We start from the raw sequence: 16,743 nt of genomic DNA, 5'->3' as shown, positions 1-16,743 counted from the left end.
CGTGTCGTCGCAGTAGCGTTCGCCCATGAGACTCGGAGTTCTCGACGTCGGTTCGAACACCGTCCACCTTCTGGCGGTCGACGCGCATCGCGGCGCGCGCCCGCTGCCCGCCCATTCCCACAAGACCGAGCTGAGACTCGCCGAACTGCTCGACGCGGACGGCGCCATCGGCCCCGAGGGCGTGGACCGGCTGGTGGCCACGGTCGCCGAGGCGCTCCAGGCGGCAGAGGACAAGGGCTGCGAAGCGGTGCTGCCGTTCGCCACGTCCGCCGTGCGGGAGGCGAGCAACGCCGATCAGGTACTCGCGAGGGTCAAGGAGGAGACGGACGTTGACCTCCACGTCCTGACCGGCGACGAGGAGGCCCGGCTGACGTTCCTCGCCGCCCGGCGCTGGTTCGGCTGGTCGGCGGGGCGGCTGCTGGTCCTGGACATCGGCGGCGGCTCGCTGGAGATCGCCTACGGCATCGACGAGGAACCGGACGCCGTGGTGTCCCTGCCCCTGGGCGCCGGCCGTCTCACGGCGGGCTGGCTGCCCGGCGATCCGCCCGATCCGGCGGCCGTACGGGACCTGCGCCGCCATGTGCGGGCCGAGATCGCCCGCAGTGTCGGTGAGTTCACCCGCTTCGGCGAACCGGACCATGTCGTGGCCACCTCGAAGACCTTCCGCCAGCTGGCGCGGATCGCCGGGGCCGCCCGGTCCGCCGACGGGCTCTATGTACAGCGGGAGCTCAGCCGTAAATCGCTGGAGGAGTGGGTCCCCAAACTGGCGGTGATGCCCGCGGCGCGCCGTGCCGCGCTGCCCGGAGTGTCGGAGGGGCGGGCGCCCCAGCTGCTGGCCGGCGCGCTGGTCGCGGACGCGGCGATGGATCTCTTCGGCGTCGATGAGCTGGAGATCTGCCCCTGGGCGCTGCGCGAGGGCGTGATCCTGCGACGGCTGGACCAGCTGCCGATGACGGAGGTCGGAGCGCCGACGGTGCGCTGAGCTCCGACCGCGTCGAACCGCTCGCCCTCCTCAGGAGGGCGAGTCGTTGCACTCGTCACTTTCCCCTCCGGTGCCCGCGAAGCCGCCCGCCGCTGCCCGTACCCTGTCCCCGTGGCAGAACCAGTGGTGCGCATCCCGGATGCGAAGGTCGCGCTGTCGACAGCCTCCGTCTATCCGGAGTCCACGGCGACGGCCTTCGAGATCGCCGGGCGCCTCGGGTACGACGGCGTGGAGGTCATGGTCTGGACCGACCCCGTCAGCCAGGACATCGAGGCACTGCGCCGGCTCTCCGACCATCACCGCGTGCCGATCCTCGCCATCCACGCGCCCTGTCTGCTGATCACGCAGCGCGTCTGGTCGACCGACCCGTGGACCAAGCTCCAGCGGGCGCGGGCCGCGGCGGAGCGGCTGGGCGCCTCCACCGTCGTCGTACACCCGCCGTTCCGCTGGCAGCGCCAGTACGCGCGCGACTTCGTCACCGGCATCTGGCGCATGGCCGACGAGACGGACGTGCGCTTCGCCGTCGAGAACATGTACCCGTGGCGCTACCGGGACCGTGAGGTGCTCGCGTACGCCCCCGACTGGGACGTGACGAAGGACGACTACCGCCACTTCACCGTCGACCTGTCGCACACCGCCACCGCCCGCGCCGACGCGATGTCCATGGTCGGCCGCATGGGTGACCGGCTGGGACACATCCATCTCGCCGACGGCAACGGCTCCGCCAAGGACGAACACCTGGTGCCGGGACGCGGCAGCCAGCCCTGCGCCGAACTGCTCGAACAACTGGCGGGCTCCTCCTTCGACGGGCACGTCGTCATCGAGGTCAACACCCGGCGCGCGATGTCCTCGGCCGAACGCGAGGCCGACCTGGCGGAGGCGCTGGCCTTCACCCGGCTGCACCTGGCGTCGGCGGGAGCCGCCGCCCCTTCCGCGGGATCGCCGCCGGGATCGTCGTCGTCCCCGGACTCCCGCCCGCCGCAGCCGCGTGTGTCGTACGGCCGCCCGCGACTCCGCCGCCCATGACGAGTACGGCCCCGCGCCGCCGTGGCCGCCCCGCACGCTCGGACACGGACACCGGCCCCGGCGCGCGCGAACGGATCCTGGAGGCGGCCCGTACGGAGTTCGCCGAGCGCGGCTTCGACAAGACCTCCGTAAGAGGCATCGCGAAGGCGGCAGGCGTCGACCCCGCCCTCGTGCATCACTACTTCGGTACGAAGGAGGAGGTCTTCGGCGCTGCCATCGAGGTCTCCTTCGAGCCGGCGATGGTGCTCCCCGCGCTGCTGAGCGGGGGAAAGGACGGGATCGGCGAGCGGCTCGCGCGCTACTTCATCAGCGTGTGGGAGAACCCGGTCTCCCGGGCCCCGCTGCTCGCGATCATCCGTTCCGCCGTGACGAACGAGGCGGCGGCGGCCCTGCTGCGTAAGTTCGTACTCCGGCGGCTGCTGGAGCGGATCGCGGTGGAACTGGACGTACCGGACCCCACTCTCCGGGCCGAGCTGGCCGCCTCGCACATGATCGGGATAGCGATCCTGCGGTACGTGATCAAGGCGGAGCCGCTGGCCTCCGTGGACACGGAGGAGATCGTCCGACTCGTCGCGCCGACCCTCCAGCGGTATCTGACCGAGGCCTGACCGAGTCCGGGCGGCTCCGGCGCGAGTCCGGCGCGAGTCCGGGCGGGGAGTGCGCGGAACCTGAACAGGTGTCCCGCATTCCGGACGGACCGTCCAGATCTTGGAGCGGTGGGCGTAGGCTCGAAAAAGTCATTCCCACCGAAGGATCTGCCGAAGGAGCGAGCGACGATGCCCGAGCTGAGGTCCCGCACTGTCACCCACGGCCGCAACATGGCGGGCGCACGCGCCCTTATGCGGGCGTCGGGCGTAGCGAGCGAGGACATCGGCAAGCCGATCGTCGCCGTGGCCAACTCCTTCACCGAGTTCGTCCCCGGCCACACCCACCTCGCCCCCGTCGGCCGGATCGTCTCCGAGGCGATCAAGGCCGCCGGAGCCGTCCCGCGTGAGTTCAACACCATCGCCGTCGACGACGGCATCGCGATGGGCCACGGAGGCATGCTCTACAGCCTGCCGTCCCGCGACCTGATCGCCGACTCCGTCGAGTACATGGTCGAGGCGCACTGCGCGGACGCGCTGATCTGCATCTCGAACTGCGACAAGATCACGCCGGGCATGCTGATGGCCGCGATGCGCCTCAACATCCCCACGGTCTTCGTCTCCGGCGGTCCGATGGAGGCCGGCAAGGCCACCCTGGTCGACGGCACCGTCCGCAAGCTGGACCTGATCAACGCGATCTCGGACGCCGTGGACGAGTCGGTCTCGGACGCGGACATGCTCCGTATCGAGGAGAACGCCTGCCCGACCTGCGGCTCCTGTTCGGGCATGTTCACCGCCAACTCGATGAACTGCCTCGCGGAGGCCATCGGCCTCGCCCTGCCCGGCAACGGCTCGGTCCTCGCCACGCACACCGCGCGCAAGGCGCTGTACGAGAACGCGGGCCGCACGGTCGTCGACATCGCCCAGCGCTACTACGAAGGCGGCGACGAGACCGTCCTGCCGCGCAACATCGCCACCCGCGCGGCCTTCGACAACGCCATGGCGCTCGACATCGCCATGGGCGGTTCCACGAACACGATCCTGCACCTCCTCGCCGCCGCCCAGGAGGCCGGTCTCGACTACGGCCTGGACGAGATCGACGCCGTCTCGCGGCGCGTCCCGTGTCTGTCGAAGGTCGCGCCGAACGTCGCGCCCGGCGGCACGTACTACATGGAGGACATCCACCGGGCCGGCGGCATCCCCGCCATCCTGGGCGAGCTGTACCGGGGCGGCCTCCTCAACGAGGACGTGCACTCGGTGCACTCCGACTCGCTCGACGAGTGGCTCAAGACCTGGGACGTGCGCGGCGGTTCACCCTCCGAGGAGGCCGTCGAGCTGTGGCACGCGGCGCCCGGCTGCAAGCGCTCGGCGACCGCGTTCTCCCAGTCCGAGCGGTGGGACACGCTCGACCTGGACGCGGAGGGCGGTTGCATCCGCTCGCTGGAGCACGCGTATTCGAAGGACGGTGGACTCGCCGTGCTGAAGGGCAATCTGGCCGTCGACGGCTGTGTGGTGAAGACCGCCGGTGTGGACGAGTCGATCTGGACCTTCGAAGGCCCCGCCGTCGTCTGCGAGTCGCAGGAGGACGCCGTCGAGAAGATCCTCCGTAAGGAGATCGCGGAGGGCGACGTGATCGTCATCCGCTACGAGGGTCCGCGCGGCGGCCCCGGCATGCAGGAGATGCTCTACCCCACGTCGTATCTGAAGGGACGCGGCCTGGGCAAGGCGTGCGCGCTGGTCACCGACGGCCGCTTCTCCGGCGGTACGTCGGGCCTGTCGATCGGCCACGCCTCGCCCGAGGCGGCGTCCGGCGGGACGATCGCGCTGGTGCGGGACGGCGACCGGATCCGGATCGACATCCCGGGGCGCTCTATCGAACTGCTCGTCGGCGACGAGGAGTTGGCGGTCCGGCGGGACGCGCTGAACGGTGTGTACGAGCCGGTCGCCCGCGAGCGCAAGGTCTCCGTGGCGCTGCGCGCGTACGCGGCGATGGCGACGAGCGCGGACAAGGGCGCGGTCAGGGACGTCTCCCTGCTGGGCTGAAGCGCGAGGCCGGTGCCGAACGCGACCCCGTCACCCGGTGCGTGTCACCAGGTGGCGGGGTTCTCGCTGTCCACGGCGAAGACGGATCCGTCGGGCGCACCGGCGTAGACCCGCCCGGGTGCGGTCGCGGGGGCGGGCAGCGTCGACATGAAGGCGAGCTTGCCCGACAGCAGACGTGGCTTCGTACGCCCGACCAGCGAGCCGTTCGCCGTGTCGACGGTGATCAGCTGTCCGTCGGCGGCGGAGAAGTAGAGCCGGTCGCCGCCCGTCACGACGGGGCCGGACGAGCGGGCGACGTCGGTCTCCAACTCCCAGCGGGGCTTGGCGCTCTTCCCCTTGGGAGTGGTGTCGAGAGCCACCAGGGTCCCGCCGCGCGCCAGCAGATACGCGGTGTCGTCGCGCACGGCGAACTGCGCCTCGGCCATGGTGTAGGGCAGCGGGACCCGGCGCGCGTCGCCGCTCGCGGGGTCGTAGCGCACGACCGCGTCCGTCATCGAGTCCGGATCGAGCGACGTGAGGAACAGGACGCCGCCCTCGGTGCCCACCGGATCGAGGTTTCCCTCCAGCCGCCGCTGCCAGGCGAGATCGCCGGTCTCCGGGTCCACCGCGCTGACCAGGGTGGTGCGGCCGTCCGCCGAGGACTCGGCGGCGTAGGTGTGACCGGTCGCCGGGCTGTGGAGAGCCAGGACCGGGTCGGTGTGGCCGGGCAGCGGACGCTCCCAACGCTTCTTCCCCGTCCGGCCGTTGAGCGCCTCGACCCGGCCGTCGTTCCTCACGAGCAGGACGGTGTCGCCCGCGTGGTGGACGCCGCCCCGGTGGCCCGAGACGTCCGCGCTCCAGACCGGTGTGCCGTCGTCCTTCTCGTACGCCCGCAGCCGCGCGCTTTTCGCCGAGGTGAGAACGGTGTGCACGAGGCCGCCGGAGACGACGGGGACGGACGCCGTCCCGCCGCCCGAACCGTGCGACCAGATCACCTGTCCGTCGGCCGGGTCGAGCCGGGCGACGGCGACGCCCGCCGTGGAGCAGAGCAGGGTCGCCGAGACGCCGGAGACGCTCGGTGTGTACGAACACGCCGGTGCGGTACCGCGCTTGGCGGTCTTCCCGATGGTCGGTGCCAGCCACGGCTCGAAGGCCACGTCCGCCGTCTCCGCGGCGCCCGAGCCGCGCGGGGCGGACGAGGACGCCCGCGTATCGCCGAATCCCTGCGCGGCCCAGAGGCCGCCGTACACGAGCACCACGGCGCCGATCGCCAGCGCCGGCCACTTGACGTGCTGACGCCGGCCGCCGGCCGCGGTCTTCGGCTCGCCGGACTCGCGCCTCCCGGGCCGCTTCCCGGCGGGCCGGGAAGAAGGTTTCTGCTCGGGCGCGCTCCCCGGCGCGGACGCCGAATGCGCCCCGACGTGGGTGCGCTGCTCGCCCCCCGGCACCGCCAACGGCCGCTCCACGGAACGCCGTTGCGCCGGTATGAACGCGTCCGCCTCGTACGAGGGCGGGCGCAGCTCCGACATGATCTCGTCCGGCGTGGGACGTTCCGCCGGATCCTTGGCCAGGCAACGCCCCACCAGCGGCGCCAGATCCGCGGGCAGCCCCACCAGATCTGCCTCGTCGTGGACCACCTGGTAGGCGACGATGTACGGGCTGTCCGAGTCGAACGGCCCCCGCCCGGTCGCCGCGTGCACCAGCAGCGACCCCAGCGCGAACACGTCGGCCGCGGGCCCCACCTCACGCGGACGCTGGAACTGCTCCGGTGCCATGTACGGCGGCGAGCCGATCAACTTCCCCGTCTCGGTGCGCAGATCGCTGTCCACCGGCCGCGAGATCCCGAAGTCGATGACCCTGGGGCCGTTGTCGGTGAGGAGTACGTTGCCGGGCTTGAGGTCCCGGTGGACGACACCGGCCCGGTGGATGTCCCGCAGCGCCTCGGCGAGCCCTGCCGTCAGCCGGCGCAACTCGGCGGGAGCCATGGGCCCGTTGCTCCTCACCTGCTCGGCGAGGGTCGGACCCGGGATGTATGAGGTGGCCATCCAGGGACGCTCGGCATCCGGGTCCGCGTCGACGACGGGCGCGGTGAACGCACCGCTGACCCGGCGGGCGGCGGCGACCTCCTGACGGAAGCGGGCGCGGAACTCCGGGTCCGCCGCGTACTGCTGGTGCACCACCTTCACGGCGAGGCGCAGTCCGGACGCGGAACGTGCGAGATGTACGACGCCCATCCCGCCGGAGCCGAGGCAGGCCTCCAGGCGGTAACTGCCGGCGTATTCCATGTGTGATTCCCCCGTGTCGCTTTCAGCGAGCGCGACTCACCGAGCCTAGTCGATGGTGCGGCTGTGGCTGAAGGGTGTTGCTAGCCTGCGCGTCGCGGAGAGTGAACATTCAACAAGATCAACAAGGGGGAGGTCAGCGATGGCTGTTGACGAGGCAGGGGAAGTGGCGGAGCTCGCGCGGACGGACGCGGACACCGATGCCGGGGGCGCCGACGCCGAGGCGGTGGCACTCGCCGCGGCGGTCGTCAGATACCCGATCGCGCCGGGCTACCGCGTCAATGTGCGCTCTGGTCCGGGCACGCACTACTCGGTGGTCCGCACCCTTCCGTACAACGTGAAGGTTCCCGTCTACTGCCAGAAGCCCGGCACGTCGGTGAACGGGCCGTACGGGACGTCGAATCTCTGGGACAACATCGCCAACGGCGAGTTCGTCTCGGACGCGTACGTGAAGACAGGCAGTGACGGGTACGTCGCCCCGCGCTGCGCCTGAGGGGCCGAGCCGGCCCCTCGGCCCGTGCGACGGCTCGCGGGGATAATCGTCCTGTGAGCCGGAGAAAGAGTGTGAGCCCGAACCAGGGCGGCGAAGCCGCCGAGACCACCGCCGCCGCGGCGGCGGCGCCGTCCACGGGCGGCGGCCACGACGTCGGTGGTCCCGGCGGTCCCCGGCCCGAGCCGATCCGCTTCTTCGGCACGACCTGGGTCGCCCACGACTCCGGGTACGCGGCACGCCGCGTCGGCGTCGCCGCCGGATCGCTCGTCGCCGCCGTGGGCGCGTGCTTCCTGCTGCGCTTCGCCTACCAGGGCCTGGAGATCGCGAACGCCAGTCCGTTCGTCGGCGTACTCGTCATCGTGATGTTCTCGGTGTGCGGCGCGATCGCGTTCCGCAAGACCTGGGAAGGGTTCTCGAAGCGCCCGGTCGACGCCGCCCGCGAGGAGGCGCTGCGCAGTCTCATGGGCATCGGCTTCATCGGCTCGCTGATCGCGTACTTCCTGCGTTCGCTCGCCGAGGCGCCGGGGGAGGGGCTGCGGCGTACCGAGTACGAGACGGCCGTCACGCGGTACGAGCGCCGCCGCACCGCCCGCACGCGCAACCCCGCCGCCCGCGGGAGCGGACGTGCCAGGCGCAAGTGACCCGGGGCGGTCCGGACGCCTGAGGACACGGCACCCGTACACTCGCCCATCCTTGTCAGGATGGGACGCATGACCGATCGCGCGCTGTCCTTCGATGTCGTCGCCGGCCAGTACGACGCCGCCCGGCCCGGCTATCCGCCCGCGCTCCTCGACGCCGTCGAGGAACTGTCCGGCCGTTCCCTCCGAGGCTCCCGCGTCGTCGACGTCGGCGCCGGGACCGGCATCGCCACCCGTCTGCTGCGTGCGCGCGGTGCCGAGGTCATCGCGGTGGAGCCGGGGCCGGGCATGGCCGCCCAGCTGCGCCGGGGGCTGCCCGACACCCCGCTGGTCAGGGGGCTCGGCGACGCCCTGCCGATCGCGGACGCGTCTGTCGACCTGGTGACGTACGCCCAGTCCTGGCACTGGACCGACCCGGCCCGCTCCGTGCCCGAGGCGCTGCGGGTGCTGCGGCCGGGCGGCGCGCTCGCCCTGTGGTGGAACGTCGCCGACTCCACCGTGCCGTGGGTCGCCGCGCAGGAGGAACGGCTCCACCGGCTCGCGGGCGCGGGCGGGGGCTCCCACGGCTCGGGGGGCCGCCGCTCCGAGAGGCTGCCCGCGGACCTGCCGCGCGTACAGCGCGAGCTGCGCTGGACCCGCACCGTCCCGCTCGACACCCACCTCGCCAATCTCGGCAGCCACTCCCTCTTCCGTGTCCTCGGTGAGGAAGCCACGGCCGCGTGCCTCGCCGAGGAACGCGCCGAACTGCTCAAGGTCTTTCCGACCGGCCAGGTCGACGAGGCGTACTCGGTCGAGCTGACTGTCACATTTCGCGACTCCGCGTCGTCTGTCCTTCGAGGCCCGTTGTCCGACGCCTGACGGCGGGGTGTGCACACCGACCGGGCATGACACCGGCACAGGGGAGAGGAGCGCCGACGCATGGCCGATCTGGCGGCTTTCGAGCACGAGCGCAAGAGGCTGTGGGGCATCGCGTACCGCATCACCGGATCGGTCGCCGACGCGGAGGACGCGGTCCAGGAGACCTGGCTGCGCTGGCAGAGGCTGCCCGACGACGAGGCGGACGACCCCCGGTCGTATCTGACGACAGTCGTCAGCCGGCTCTGTTACGACCAGCTCGGCTCCGCGCGCGCCCGCCGTGAGTCGTACGTCGGGCCGTGGCTGCCCGAGCCGGTGGTCACCGACAGCGGGCCCGAGGACCGGGTCACGCTGGACGAGTCCGTCGGGCTCGCCATGCTGACCGTGCTGGAGCGGCTGACACCGGCGGAGCGCACCGCGTTCATCCTGCACGACGTCTTCGCCGTGCCGTTCAAGGAGATCGCGGAGGTCGTGGGGCGTACGCCGGACTCCGTACGGCAGCTGGCCTCCCGCGCGCGCCGCCGGGTGCGGGCCGACGCGCCCCGCCGCTCCGTCGACCGGGGCGAGCACCGGCGGGCCGTCGAGGCGTTCCTTTCGGCCGTGCTGGGCGGGGACTTCGACGGGCTGCTGGAGATCCTCGACCCCGAGGTGGTCTGGCGCTCGGACGGCGGCGGCAAGGTCACGGCGGCCAGGCTCCCCGTCATCGGCGACGAGAAGGTCGTCCGTTTCGCGCGGCGTCTCATGCGCGACTTCGACCCCGAGCAGATGCACGCCTTCGTACGGGAGGTGAACGGCGCCCCCGGCCTGGTCGTCACCGACCCCGTCGGCGACCGCGGCATGGTGTTCGCCTTCAGCGTGCACGGCGGGGTGATCACCGAGATCGACGCCGTGATCAACCCGGAGAAGCTGCGCCACCTCGACCTCGGGAGTCTGTGATCACGCTCACCGTCACATGCGGGGGTGCTACGTCGTCCCCCTTGTATGACACCCACCAACACGCACCCCTTGCCCTCGGAGAAGCCGCAGGTCGTCGTGGTCGGCGCGGGCTACGCGGGGATGATGTCCGCACTGCGTCTCGCTCCGCACGCCCACGTCACCCTCGTCGACCCGGCCGACCGGTTCACCGAACGCGTCCGGCTGCACGAACGCGCGGCCGGACGCCCCGACGTCACGCACCCCCTCGGCTCGTTCCTCCGCCCGACCGGCATCGTCCATGTCGCCGCCCGCGCCACGGAGATCGACACCGCGGGCCGTGAGGTCCGTACCGACGACGGCCGTGTCCTGCCCTACGACCGGCTCATCCACGCCCTCGGCAGCCGGACCCGGTCCGTCGCCCCCGGTGACCGGGACCGCGCGTACACGGTCGAGTCGGCCACCGAACTGCACAAGCGCCTCCAGGACGGCCCCGGCTCCCTCACGGTCGTGGGCGGCGGCCTCACCGGTATCGAACTGGCCACCGAACTCGCCGAGACCCATCCCGGTTGGCGGGTCGGCCTTCTCACGGAGGGCGTCGTGGGGCCGGGACTCTCCGAGAAGGGCCGCGCTCATGTCCGTTCGGTACTGACCGCACGCGGCGTACGTATCGAGGAGGGCCGCCGCCTCGCGGGCCCGGACGACATCGACACCGACGTCGTCGTCTGGGCCGCCTCCATGACCCCTAACACCGAACTGGCGCGCGCCGCCGGGATCGCCACCGACGCCGCAGGACGCGTCGAGGTCGACGCGGCGCTGCGGTCGGTGTCCCACCCGGAGGTGTACGGGGTGGGCGACTCGGCCGCCGGGTACACCGCCGCGGCGGGTTCGCTGCGCATGGGTTGCGCGGCCGCGCTTCCCTGCGGCTCGCAGGCCGCGAGCGCGATCATCGCCGAGCTGCGCGGCCAGGAGCCGGAACCCCTGGACTTCTCCTACCACCTCCAGTGTCTGAGCCTGGGCCGCCACGACGGGCTGGTCCAGTTCGTACGGCCCGACGACTCGCCCCGCGAACGAGTCCTCACCGGCCGCCCGGCGGCGTTCGTGAAGGAGGGCATCGTCCGCGCCACGGTCCGCTCGCTGAAGCTGGCGTCCCGTCAGCCGGCCCTGCTCGCCCACATTCCGGGCTTCGGCTGAGCTCCCCGGCCTTGACGGTGCGGCGCGGACGGGAGCATTATTCATCAGGTGATGAATAAAGCAGAGGCTGCCATCCGCGCCCACGGGCTGCGCGTAGTGCGGGGCGAGCGCACCGTGCTGCGCGACCTCGACTTCGCCGTACCGCCCGGTCGGATCACCGGCCTCCTCGGCCCCTCGGGCTGCGGCAAATCCACCCTGATGCGCGCCGTCGTCGGCACCCAGGCCAAGGTCACCGGCACCCTGGATGTCCTCGGCCGCCCGGCCGGCGACGCCACGCTCCGCGCCCGGATCGGCTACGTCACCCAGGCGCCCTCGGTCTACGACGACTTGACGGTCCGTCAGAACTTGGACTACTTCGCGGCCGTCCTCGACCCCGGACGCTCCCACCGCGACGCCCGCGAAGAGACCGTCCACCGCGCCATCGCTGACGTCGACCTCACGCCCCACGCCGACGCCCTCGCCGGGAGGCTCTCCGGCGGCCAGCGCAACCGTGTCTCGCTCGCCGTCGCCCTCCTGGGCGCGCCCGAACTCCTCGTCCTCGACGAACCGACGGTCGGCCTCGACCCCGTCCTGCGCCGCGACCTCTGGGAGCTCTTCCACCGCATCGCCGCCGACCGCGCGGCCACGCTCCTCGTCTCCTCCCATGTGATGGACGAGGCCGAACGCTGCCACCGCCTCCTCCTGATGCGCGACGGCGACATCCTCGCCGACGACACCCCCGACGCCCTGCGCACCCGCACCGGCCGCGAAACGGTCGAGGACGCCTTCCTCCACCTGGTCGACGAGGCCAACGCCCACGCACTCCAGGAGACCCCGCGATGACCACCTCGACCCAGACCCCGGCCCCCACCCCGACCCGGAGCTCGGCCCACCCGCCGCGCGCCTTCTCCGGCGCCCGCACCCTGGCCACCGCCGCCCGCGTCCTGCGTCAACTCCGCCATGACCCCCGGTCCATCGCGCTGATGATCCTCGTCCCCTGCGTGATGCTCTTCCTCCTCCGTTACGTCTTCGACGCCGACGCCCGCACCTTCGACGCCATCGGCGCCTCACTGCTCGGCATCTTCCCGCTGATCACGATGTTCCTGGTCACCTCCATCGCCACCCTCCGCGAACGCACCTCCGGCACCCTGGAACGCCTGCTCGCCCTGCCCCTCGGCAAGGCCGACCTCATCGCCGGCTACGCCCTCGCCTTCGGCGCCCTCGCGGTCGTCCAGTCCCTGCTCGCCACGGGGCTCGCCGTCTGGGGCCTCGGCCTGGATGTCGTCGGCTCACCCTGGCTGCTCCTGCTCGTCGCACTCCTCGACGCGCTGCTCGGCACGGCACTCGGACTCTTCGTCTCCGCCTTCGCCTCCTCCGAATTCCAGGCGGTCCAGTTCATGCCGGCGGTGATCTTCCCCCAACTGCTGCTCTGCGGACTGTTCACCGCACGCGAGAACATGCACCCGGTACTCGAAGCGTTCTCGAACGTCCTGCCCATGTCCTACGCCGTCGACGGCATGAGCGAGGTCCTGCGCCACTCCGACGTCACCGGTGACTTCGTCCGCGACATCCTGATCGTCGCCGGCTGCGCGATCCTGGTCCTCGGCCTGGGCGCCGCCACCCTCCGCCGCCGCACCGCCTAGACCTCCCCGGACCCGCCCGCCGTTCCGCCACGCGGACAGGGCAGGCCCGCCCTCGCCGCCGGTGCGAGGATGGTCACGGATGTTCCGTACGACCGCTCGACCACCCCACCGGCGAGGTGCCCCCGCATGACCAAGACCATCGCAGTCCTCGGTACCGGCAAGATCGGCGAAGCGCTCCTCAGTGGCATGATCCGCGCCGGCTGGCGCCCCGCCGACCTCCTGGTCACCACCCGCCGCGCCGAGCGCGCCGCACAGCTCCGGGACCGCTACGGCGTCGAACCCGTCACCAACGCCGAAGCCGCCAAGCGCGCCGACACGCTCATCCTCGCCGTGAAGCCGCAGGACATGGGCAAGCTCCTCGACGAACTCGCCCCCCACGTCTCCGCCGACCGCCTGGTCATCAGCGCCGCCGCGGGTATCCCCACATCCTTCATCGAGGAACGCCTCACCACCGGTATCTCCGTCGTACGCGTCATGCCCAACACTCCCGTCCTTGTCGATGAAGGCATGTCCGTCATCTCCGGCGGCAGCCACGCCACCCCCGCCGACCTCAACCACACCGAGGAGATCTTCGGCGGCGTCGGCAAGACCGCCCGCGTCCCCGAGTCCCAGCAGGACGCGGCGACCGCCCTCTCCGGCTCGGGCCCGGCGTACTTCTACTTCCTGGTCGAGGCCATGACCGACGCCGGCATCCTCCTCGGCCTGCCCCGCGCCCAGGCCCACGACCTCATCGTCCAGGCCGCCATCGGCGCCGCGGTGATGCTGCGCGACAGCGGCGAACACCCGGTGAAGCTCCGCGAGGCCGTGACCTCCCCGGCCGGCACCACTATCAGCGCCATCCGCGAGCTGGAGAACCACGGCGTACGGGCCGCCCTGATCGCCGCCATCGAAGCCGCCCGCGACCGCAGCCGCGAACTGGCCTCCGGCAACGGCTGACCGACCCGCCTCACCGTCGCCGCCCGGTCAGACGGACGCGGCCTTCACCACCTCGTCCGTCGTCACGACCTTCGCGAAGCCACCCCCGTGCAGCGACACCGCGGTCGCCCGCGCCAGCTCCTGCGCGGTCAACTCCCAGCCCCAGGGCCCCTTCTGACCGAAGGTGTACGTCGCGTCGAACGGGACGAGCACGTCGTACCCGAGATTCCCGGCCATGCGCGACGTCGTCTCCACGCACATGTTGGTCTGGATCCCCGCCATCACCAGCTGCCCGATCCCCGCGGCCTTCAGCCACGCACCCAGATCCGGGGTGCCGTAGAAGGCGGAGTTCACGCTTTTCACCACCAGCAGCTCCGACTCGGCCGCGCCCGTCCCCCGCCGCCGCTCGACGTACTCCTTGAACCCGTTCCCCTCATACCCCGGACGCAGAGGCGAATCAGGGGTCACCGAGTCGTGCCGTGTGAACACGACCGGCCGCCCGCTCGCCTGCCACGCGTCGATCAGCGCGGCGATGTTCTCGTCCGCCTCCGGGTTGTTCCGCACACCCCAGTACTCCACCTCCTCGAATCCCTGCTGCACATCGATGACCACCAGCGCCGCGTTCTCCGCTATCTCCATTGCCATGGACACCATGCTCCCGCCCGGCACCGACCCCCTCCAGAGGCGCAGAAGCCAACGACCGATGGTTTACTGCCACGCATGGCGGACGCACCCACCCCCACCCCCCAACGCATCGCACTACTCTCCTTCCCCGGCATCCGAGCCTTCGACGTCTCGGTCATCACCGAGGTCTGGGGTGTCGACCGCACCGACCGCGGCGTACCCGCCTTCGACCTCCACCGCCCGGCCGCCGACCCCGCGCCCATTCCCCTGCGCGGCGGGCTCACCCTCACCCCCGACCGCACCCTCGCCTGGCTCACCCGCGCCGACCTGATCGTCGTCCCCGGCCTGGACGACCACCTCACCCCGGCCCCCGCGCCCGTACTCGACGCCCTGCGACGCGCCCACGCCCGAGGCACATCCATCGCCGCGCTCTGCGGCGGCGCCTTCACCCTCGCCCAGGCAGGCCTCCTCGACGGCCGCACCGCCGTCACCCACTGGAACCTCACCCCCCTCCTCCGCGAGCACCACCCGCGGGTCACCGTCGTCCCCGACGCCCTCTTCCTCCACGACAACAACATCTGGACCTCCGCCGGCACAGCAGCCGGCATCGACCTCTGCCTCCATCTCGTGCGAACCGTCCACGGGGCGGAGACCGCGGCCACCATCGCGCGCTCGATGGTCACGGCGCCCTACCGCACCGGCACCCAGGCCCAGTTCATCGAACGCCCCACCCCCCGCGCCGACCGGGACGAGGACGCCCTCGCCTCCGTACGTGAATACGCCCTGCACCATCTCGACCAGCCACTCACCATCACCGACCTCGCCGCCCACGCGGGAATGTCCCCCCGCTCCTTCGCCCGCCACTTCCAGGCCACCACCGGCACCACCCCTCTCCGCTGGCTCATCGCGCAGCGCCTCGCCGCGGCCCAGAAACTCCTCGAACGCACCGACCTCCCCATGGTCGAAGTCGCGGGCCGCACGGGCTTCGGCAGCGAGGTGACCATGCGCCAGCACTTCGCCGGCCACCTCGGCACCAGCCCGCGCGACTACCGCGCCGCCTTCCGTCAGCCCGCCGGCAGCAGCCCGACCGCCTCGTAGGCCGCATCCACCACCGGCCGGGCCATCTCCCTGGCCCGCTCCGCACCCTCCTTCAGAACCTTGTCCACATGACCGGGGTCCGCCGCGAGCTCCGCATGCCGCGCCCGGACCGGCCGCAACAACTCGACGACGGCCTCGGCCGTGTCTTGCTTGAGTGAGCCGTACGACTCGTATACACCGGCCAGCTCACTTGGGTTCCCGCCTCCGCACGCCGAGAGGATCTCCAGCAGATTGGCCACCCCGGGCTTGGCGACCGGGTCGTACTCGACCTCGCGCCCGCTGTCCGTGACGGCCCGCATCACCTTCCTGCGCACCACGTCCATCTCGTCGAGCAGATAGATGATCCCGGCGCCCGACTCGTGCGACTTCCCCATCTTCGAGCTCGGATCCTGCAGATCCATGACCCGCGCGGCGACCGGCGGATTCGTCGCCCTCGGCACGGTGAACGTCGGCCCGTAGCGAAGGTTGAACCGCTCCGCCAGGTCGCGCGTCAGCTCCACGTGCTGCGTCTGGTCGTCACCGACCGGCACCTCGTCGGTCCGGTACGCGAGGATGTCCGCCGCCATCAGCGCCGGATAGGTCAACAGCGACACCCGCACGCTCTGCCCGGCGGCCTTCGCCCGCACGGACTTCTCCTTGTACTGGATCATGCGCCGCAGCTCGCCGTCCGTGGCAGTGCACTCCAATAGATAGGAGAGCCGGGTGTGCGCGCCGACATGACTCTGCACGAAGACGGTGCACCGAGCGGGGTCGAGCCCCGCGGCGAGCATGAGCGTCGCCGCCTGCCGGCTGAGTCTGCGCACACGGGCCGGATCGTGTTCGACGGTCAGCGCGTGCAGGTCGACGATGCTGAACAGGGCGTCGGCCCGGTGCTGATCCACCTCGGCCCACCTGCGTACGGCTCCGAGGTAGTTCCCCAACGTCAGATGGCCCGTCGGCTTGATTCCACTGAAGATCCGCGTCATCTCACTCGTCCTCCTGGTCGGAGCCGCCGCCCGGGGGCCGGGCTCTCGGACCTCGGAGAGGGGAGAAACGCGAACGGCCGCCAGAGCGGCGGCCGTTGGTCACATACGTGTCAGCAGGCCGCCGTCAGACGGCCCGCCAGCTGAAAGTGCACGCATGCGTAGTCACGGGAGCCAGAGTACGCGCCCCCTACCCCGATGACCCGAAGTTGACACGTCCAAGTCGTGAACGTAATGTTCTCCGGGCTGTCCGACGTGAGCATCGACCCCGGTCGATCCCCGGACGGTCATTCCGCAAGACCACTGCAAACGTGCGACATCCGGTCGCTTGCTTTTGCGCGCGCTTTTGCGAAATGAGGAATCCGCGTTCGAAACGGGACGCGAAACCCCGATTAGCGTCGGGGGAACGGTTCCGCTAAGGTCTCACTTGTCGGAACGGCCGCAGGGCCGGAAAGACAAACCCGCTGACTGGGAATCAGGCGCCGAAAGGTTCTGATAGAGTCGGAAACGCAAGACAGCAGGACCGAAGGGAAG

General features: G+C 71.3%; 16 protein-coding genes. 13 read left to right on the top strand and 3 right to left on the bottom strand.

The genetic code is table 11. The annotated features are described in order from the left end of the window. Window positions 1-25: 25 nt before the first annotated feature. From IEY79_RS19275 to ilvD, 4 genes are all read left to right on the top strand, one after another. Window positions 26-982 carry a Ppx/GppA family phosphatase gene (locus IEY79_RS19275; RefSeq protein ID WP_189108776.1) on the top strand — a complete coding sequence of 319 codons (957 nt, stop codon included), beginning with the start codon at window positions 26-28 and terminating at the stop codon, window positions 980-982. A 111-nt stretch (window positions 983-1,093) separates the two neighbouring features. Continuing rightward, complete coding sequence (locus IEY79_RS19270) at window positions 1,094-2,008, top strand: sugar phosphate isomerase/epimerase family protein (protein WP_229700967.1); 915 nt, start codon at window positions 1,094-1,096, stop codon at window positions 2,006-2,008. Then, the gene (locus IEY79_RS19265) at window positions 2,005-2,616 is read left to right on the top strand and encodes a TetR/AcrR family transcriptional regulator (protein WP_189108775.1); all 612 of its coding nucleotides are present in this window, start codon (window positions 2,005-2,007) and stop codon (window positions 2,614-2,616) included. Before IEY79_RS19270 ends, IEY79_RS19265 begins: the two co-directional genes overlap by 4 nt. A 168-nt stretch (window positions 2,617-2,784) precedes the next feature. Continuing rightward, entirely contained in the window at window positions 2,785-4,635 is a 1,851-nt protein-coding gene (gene ilvD, locus IEY79_RS19260) for a dihydroxy-acid dehydratase (RefSeq protein WP_189108774.1), read from the top strand. 44 nt (window positions 4,636-4,679) lie between these two features. Here the strand turns inward: ilvD and IEY79_RS19255 are convergent, their stop codons facing one another. After that, the gene (locus tag IEY79_RS19255; RefSeq protein ID WP_189108773.1) at window positions 4,680-6,899 is read right to left on the bottom strand and encodes a serine/threonine-protein kinase; all 2,220 of its coding nucleotides are present in this window, start codon (window positions 6,897-6,899) and stop codon (window positions 4,680-4,682) included. Window positions 6,900-7,038: 139 nt separating this feature from the next. On the opposite strand from IEY79_RS19255, the gene IEY79_RS19250 reads away from it, so the two are divergent. The 8 genes from IEY79_RS19250 to proC all read left to right on the top strand — a co-directional run bounded on the left by IEY79_RS19250 (window position 7,039) and on the right by proC (window position 13,546). Then, window positions 7,039-7,389, top strand: coding sequence for an SH3 domain-containing protein (locus IEY79_RS19250; protein WP_229700966.1), 351 nt, complete (start codon window positions 7,039-7,041; stop codon window positions 7,387-7,389). 71 nt (window positions 7,390-7,460) lie between these two features. Continuing rightward, entirely contained in the window at window positions 7,461-8,030 is a 570-nt protein-coding gene (locus tag IEY79_RS19245) for a hypothetical protein (protein WP_373292581.1), read from the top strand. A 60-nt stretch (window positions 8,031-8,090) separates the two neighbouring features. Then, a complete protein-coding gene (locus tag IEY79_RS19240) occupies window positions 8,091-8,885 on the top strand; it encodes a class I SAM-dependent methyltransferase (RefSeq protein WP_189108772.1) in 795 nt (264 codons plus the stop codon). Window positions 8,886-8,945: 60 nt separating this feature from the next. Next, window positions 8,946-9,818: an RNA polymerase sigma factor SigJ gene (sigJ, locus tag IEY79_RS19235; RefSeq protein WP_189108771.1), complete on the top strand. Its 873-nt coding sequence runs from the start codon at window positions 8,946-8,948 to the stop codon at window positions 9,816-9,818. Window positions 9,819-9,863: 45 nt separating this feature from the next. Next, window positions 9,864-10,988 (top strand): NAD(P)/FAD-dependent oxidoreductase, encoded by a 1,125-nt coding sequence (locus IEY79_RS19230; RefSeq protein ID WP_189108770.1) that lies wholly within the window; start codon window positions 9,864-9,866, stop codon window positions 10,986-10,988. Between the two features lie 51 nt (window positions 10,989-11,039). Beyond that, window positions 11,040-11,810, top strand: coding sequence for an ABC transporter ATP-binding protein (locus IEY79_RS19225; RefSeq protein WP_189108769.1), 771 nt, complete (start codon window positions 11,040-11,042; stop codon window positions 11,808-11,810). Continuing rightward, complete coding sequence (locus tag IEY79_RS19220) at window positions 11,807-12,610, top strand: ABC transporter permease (RefSeq protein WP_189108768.1); 804 nt, start codon at window positions 11,807-11,809, stop codon at window positions 12,608-12,610. Before IEY79_RS19225 ends, IEY79_RS19220 begins: the two co-directional genes overlap by 4 nt. Before the next feature lie 126 nt (window positions 12,611-12,736). After that, window positions 12,737-13,546, top strand: a complete 810-nt coding sequence (proC, locus tag IEY79_RS19215) for a pyrroline-5-carboxylate reductase (RefSeq protein ID WP_229700964.1) — start codon at window positions 12,737-12,739, stop codon at window positions 13,544-13,546. 27 nt (window positions 13,547-13,573) lie between these two features. Here the strand turns inward: proC and IEY79_RS19210 are convergent, their stop codons facing one another. Beyond that, window positions 13,574-14,164, bottom strand: coding sequence for a cysteine hydrolase family protein (locus IEY79_RS19210; protein ID WP_189108933.1), 591 nt, complete (start codon window positions 14,162-14,164; stop codon window positions 13,574-13,576). An 81-nt stretch (window positions 14,165-14,245) separates the two neighbouring features. On the opposite strand from IEY79_RS19210, the gene IEY79_RS19205 reads away from it, so the two are divergent. Then, window positions 14,246-15,247: a GlxA family transcriptional regulator gene (locus IEY79_RS19205; protein WP_189108766.1), complete on the top strand. Its 1,002-nt coding sequence runs from the start codon at window positions 14,246-14,248 to the stop codon at window positions 15,245-15,247. Here the strand turns inward: IEY79_RS19205 and trpS are convergent. Further along, the gene (gene trpS, locus IEY79_RS19200) at window positions 15,214-16,212 is read right to left on the bottom strand and encodes a tryptophan--tRNA ligase (RefSeq protein WP_189108765.1); all 999 of its coding nucleotides are present in this window, start codon (window positions 16,210-16,212) and stop codon (window positions 15,214-15,216) included. The genes IEY79_RS19205 and trpS overlap by 34 nt on opposite strands. Between the last annotated feature and the right edge of the window lie 531 nt (window positions 16,213-16,743).

The organism is Streptomyces camponoticapitis, assembly GCF_014646115.1.
GTDB lineage: Bacteria > Actinomycetota > Actinomycetes > Streptomycetales > Streptomycetaceae > Streptomyces > Streptomyces camponoticapitis.
The sequence above is the reverse complement of the archived record's forward strand: the minus strand, read 5'-3'. Positions and strand labels throughout refer to the sequence as shown.